Source organism: Thiocystis minor (assembly GCF_016653465.1).
GTDB classification, from domain to species: Bacteria; Pseudomonadota; Gammaproteobacteria; order Chromatiales; family Chromatiaceae; genus Chromatium; species Chromatium minus.
The window spans coordinates 1-4,538 of sequence record NZ_NHSQ01000016.1; the positions used below are offsets into that span (position 1 = coordinate 1).

Here is a 4,538-nt window from a genome sequence, read left to right on the forward strand (position 1 = left end):
GGCAGACTCAGGGCGCCCGCGAGGTGTCCCTGCTCGCCGGTGAAATCGGCGGCGGGGCGCACGTCCAGGATGAGCAGCGGCTCGCCGCGATCCAGACGCGCCTTGAGCGCGTCCACGTCGATCCAGGGCGGCCGGCGCAGGCGCGCGATCAGCCGGGGCAGAAAGAGCAGCGCCGCCAGCAGAGCCAGCGCGATCAGCCCCTTCTGGATCAGCCCCTCGCCGCCGGCGACCGCCTCGCGTCCGGCATAGCCCAGCCAGGTGTAGGCGAGCGCGCCCGGCAGCATGCAAACGGTGGTCGCGAGCAGATAATGGACGAAGGGGATGCGTGTGAGCCCCAGGGCGTAGTTGAGCAGGTTGAAGGGAAAGAGCGGTACCAGCCGGGTGAAGGCGACGAAACGCCAGCCCTCGGCCTCGACGCCCTGGATCAGGCGCTTCAGCAGCCCCCCGGCGCGGCCCTGGACCCAGTCGGCCGCCAGATAGCGCGCGACCAGAAAGGCGAGCGCCGCGCCCAGCGTGGCCCCGGTCAGGTTGATGAGCGTGCCCCACGCCGGGCCGAAGAGCGCGCCGCCGGCCAGGGTCAGCAGGGAGCCCGGCAGGAACAGGAGTGTCGCGAGCGCATAGAGCGCGATGAAGACCAGGGGTCCGGCCAGCCCGGCGTCCTGAATCCAGTGCTCCAGCATCCGGACATCGAGGCCCCCGCGCAGGCTCAGGGCCAGGACGCTGCCCGCCACCAGCAGCAGGGCCAGAAAGAGACGTGCCCGGCCCTTCATGCCTGATCCTCCGGTTTCTTCCAGGCGCGACGGTTGATCGCATAGTCCGTCACCGCGCCGCGAAAGGGCAGGAGCAGCATCCCCGGCAAGCCGCAGACCCGGCGCGGGTCGCGCAGATCCTCGATGCCGATCGTCATGCTCCTATGGCCACCGCGCGGCTGGTCGCGATAGGTGCCGAAGAGTCGGTCCCAGAGCGACAGGTTGAATCCGAAATTGGAGTTGGCCTCATCGGCCGCCACCGAGTGATGCACCCGGTGCATGTCGGGCGTCACCAGCAGCCAGCGCAGCGGCCGGTCCAACCGCTCGGTCAGGCCCACGTTGCCGTGGTTGAACATGGCCATGCCGTTCAAGATGACCTCGAAGAGGATCACCGCCACTACCGAGGGTCCGAGCACCAGGATGGCCGCGAATTTGATCAGCATCGAGAGCAGGATCTCGATGGGGTGGAAGCGCGCCCCGGTGGTCAGGTCGTAATCCAGGTCCGCGTGATGGACCCGGTGCAGTCGCCACAGCGCCGGCACCGCATGGAAGAAGACGTGCTGCGCCCAGATCGCCAGATCCAGGGCGACCAGCGCCAGCACCAGCTCGACGCCGGCCGGCAGCGCGATCTGATTGAGCAGACCCCAGCCGTGGCTCGTGGCCGTCGCCGCCAGCCCCACGGCGGCGACCGGAAACGCCAGCCGCAGCAGCAGCGTGTTGAGCACCACCAGCCCCAGGTTGGCGCTCCAGCGCCGTAGCTTGGAGACGCTGAGCGCCCGCCGTGGCGCCCGCAGTTCCCACAGTGCCATGGCGGCGAAGATGCCCAGGAAGGCGGCGAGCCGCAGCGTCGGCTCATGAGTCTGGATGAAGCTGTCCACGCCGGCGGCCTCCGGGAATGATGCGATGGATATGGACCGGGATGGTGTCAGATCGGCGTCAGTCTTTCAACCTATCGGTTGAATATTCTCCGGCGCCCGATCGTCATCCGGCTCGGCCCCGTCCAGGCAGCCCCGCAAAATCAGCGCCCGAAGGTCATCCAGCCCCTGACAGGCGCCGATGGCCGTGGCATCGGCGCACAAGCGGAGGCTGCCATCCTGCAAGCTGAAGATGGCGGGAAGTGTTTCCTGGATCGCTGGAAAGCGCGCGTGGAACTGGTCGCGATGCAGAAACGCGCAGGTCACGCCCAGCGAACCGATGAAGTCCCGCCACCCGGCGCGCTCGGCGAGCACGCCATGGGTGATGGCGCACAGCGAGCAGGGGTAGGTCGTGGGCGAGAAGAGCTTATGGCCGATATCCGCCAGGGTGTTGAAGAGACCGCTGTCGGCGTTGTAGACGAAGAGTAGATGGGGTTGGGGGTTCATGGGGGACGAGCTCCGGTAGATGCGGGAAGCTGCGTCCGGCCACCTGCAGCTCTTGGATTGAAGACGAGTTGTGTGACGATCACTGAACACGTCAGAGAGATTCCCGCGCATTTAGACTCTTCAAAGACCGATGAATATACGAAGAGAGAACCTGGACGAGATCGACTTCTCTGAATCTCAAGAAAAACGACGAATTGGAGATGGCGAAAAGGGCAGTTGGCCCAACCATTGCCCCGAAGGTCCCTCCGTTTACAGAAGAGCGCGGCCAGGCCTCCGTGCAGCATCATCATTGACATTGAGAGGCGGCTAGACGAGGAAACAGGAAAGTCCGGCCTCTAGGTCCAGGGACTGGTCTCGACCCGAAGCTGCCGCAGGGATTTTGGCAGGGAGCAGCCCCGATGAATCCATCTGCGGACGGTAGGGTCGATAACGGCCATCCGATAAGCTGCGGGCGCCGTAGGCAACTATCAGCCTCATCGGCGCGTCAGGCGGCGCCCTGCGGATGCCTTGGGAGGCGTTTCCGGAACTCACATCGCATCGCGATCGATCACCTTCGTCAAGACCGAACTGCTCCTGAAGATCTGATTCCACCACTCGATTCTCTATAATCCCAAAGAATTTCATCGCCCCCACTTCGTGCAGTCGAGGCTTGCTTAGGTCCGGCGCCGCTTCCAGATGCCCCGGAGCTTGCGCCGGGGCGGCAGAATCCTGCCGTCCTCCGACAGGTCTTCCAGCACTTTAGACAGCGCCTTGGATTTTGCGACGGTGACCAGGATGGAGACGGCCGCGACGCCCAGGACCACGAAGAAATAGGCGAGCTTCACCGCCAGCGGGGCAGCGGTCTCGTCGATCAGGTTCATGCCGAGAAAACCGGTCGCGGTCGTAGCTACCAGTCCGAAGGTGGTCACCACGGTGAGCCGGACCACCGTGCTCGACTGACGGCGCTGGGTGTCGCTGTCCAGGTACTGACTCATGTCCCGCATGCCATCGCTCACCTCGCGGTATTTCGCCTCGTTGCCCAGATGGGTCGCGCAGCGGGCGAACAGCCCTTGCATCTGGGCGCGCTCGGAGAGCTCGTGGAACCAGTAGCGATGGGTAAAGCGCAGGAAGGACTCGAAGTTGTCGCGGATGCGTTGGCGAAAGCGCTGTTGGGAGCGGTTGTCGCCGATGTCCAGATCGTTGACCGCGTCGACGAGCTTATCCTCGAAGACCAGTAGCGCTGCCCGGTGGAAATGGGCAATCAGAAAGAGCAGCAGAAACTGGTGGCGGAATTGGGAGAGGACGCCACGGATCGCGTCGCCAAAGTAGGGGGAATGCGCCTCGCCCACCACCACCAGGGTACTGCCCGTACAGATCAGCCGGGTATTGGGTCCGGTGTCGGTCTCCGTCCAGTAGCGATCGTCGCAATAACGCGACGCGAACCGCGCCACCGCCGGATCCCGCCGCGGGAGCGCGTCACCCGGACGGAACGTATTGATCAATCCCAGACGGATGAACTCCTCTCGACCCAGGGACCGGGGATCGTCCAGTGCCAGGTAAGCCATGACCGGCATCCGGTGGTATTCGAGAACCCGATAGCGGAGACTTCCCGCGTCGTCGCCGTGCGCCGGCACCAGCGGGTGCAATAGAAACGCCCAATGGGCGGCGATGCGCGGGGAGCGACGCTCGCACACGAAGTCGATGTAGCTCTGCCGATCCGAGGCATCGGAGGCGGCGAGGACCGTCCCGTCGGCGGCCAGCCATTCGGTCCGATGGGCGTTGTGAACCCCCTGCCCGCTCGCGTCCCAGCCGGAAGGATAGGCGCGCCCGTGACGATGGAGCAGATCGAGCACGGTGTCCCAGGGCAGATCCTCCCCGTGCACCTCGACCTTGAGCACGACCACGTCGAGGTCGACGAAGAAATGGAGATCGACGCGGTCCACCGGCAGCACGAGGGGGGGCTCGCCCGGTCGCAGCGCGATCCGCAAGGCGGCCACGTCCTGGCGCCGGAAGACCTGCATGGGGGCGTCGCTCGGCGGATCCGCGCCCTGGTGCCCTGGCGAGCGGCTCTCCCCATAGAGGAACCGCTGGACATACGGCAGGAAGGTCACAAACTCCTTGTATTGCCGCTCCTTGGATTCGAGGGAATCGGTCGCCGGCGCGCATTCCACGCGGCGCCAGGGACAATCCTCGCGCTCCAGTACGCCCCAGGGTTTCGCCCAGGCTTGCTGGCGAGCGGCGAGCGTGTGTGCCTGCGACTCGATCTGCAACGGCCAGAGCAGGATCTGCCGAAACTGGCGGACCGTCGCCCCGGAAGGCCGGACCGACGCGCTGGTCGAGGCCAAGGCGGGCGTGGGCACCGCCTCGGATGGCGCGTTCGGCATGCGTTGGGTGGGTCTCATCTCCGGTCTCTCATGCGTCTGTTCCTCCGTTTCCCAACCCAATATCT

At 65.4% G+C, this 4,538-nt stretch carries 4 protein-coding genes; all 4 read right to left on the reverse strand.

The window, feature by feature from the left end; genetic code table 11:
- On the reverse strand, positions 1 to 770 hold a 770-nt coding region (locus CCR95_RS00635), incomplete at its 3' end, for a VTT domain-containing protein (protein ID WP_201090944.1).
- Positions 767 to 1,627 carry a sterol desaturase family protein gene (locus tag CCR95_RS00640; protein WP_338115317.1) on the reverse strand — a complete coding sequence of 287 codons (861 nt, stop codon included), beginning with the start codon at positions 1,625 to 1,627 and terminating at the stop codon, positions 767 to 769. The genes CCR95_RS00635 and CCR95_RS00640, both read right to left, overlap by 4 nt.
- Before the next feature lie 66 nt (positions 1,628 to 1,693).
- On the reverse strand, positions 1,694 to 2,110 hold the full coding sequence (locus CCR95_RS00645; RefSeq protein WP_201090945.1) for a hypothetical protein: 417 nt from the start codon (positions 2,108 to 2,110) through the stop codon (positions 1,694 to 1,696).
- 653 nt (positions 2,111 to 2,763) lie between these two features.
- Positions 2,764 to 4,491 carry a hypothetical protein gene (locus tag CCR95_RS00650; protein ID WP_201090947.1) on the reverse strand — a complete coding sequence of 576 codons (1,728 nt, stop codon included), beginning with the start codon at positions 4,489 to 4,491 and terminating at the stop codon, positions 2,764 to 2,766.
- Positions 4,492 to 4,538 lie beyond the last annotated feature (47 nt).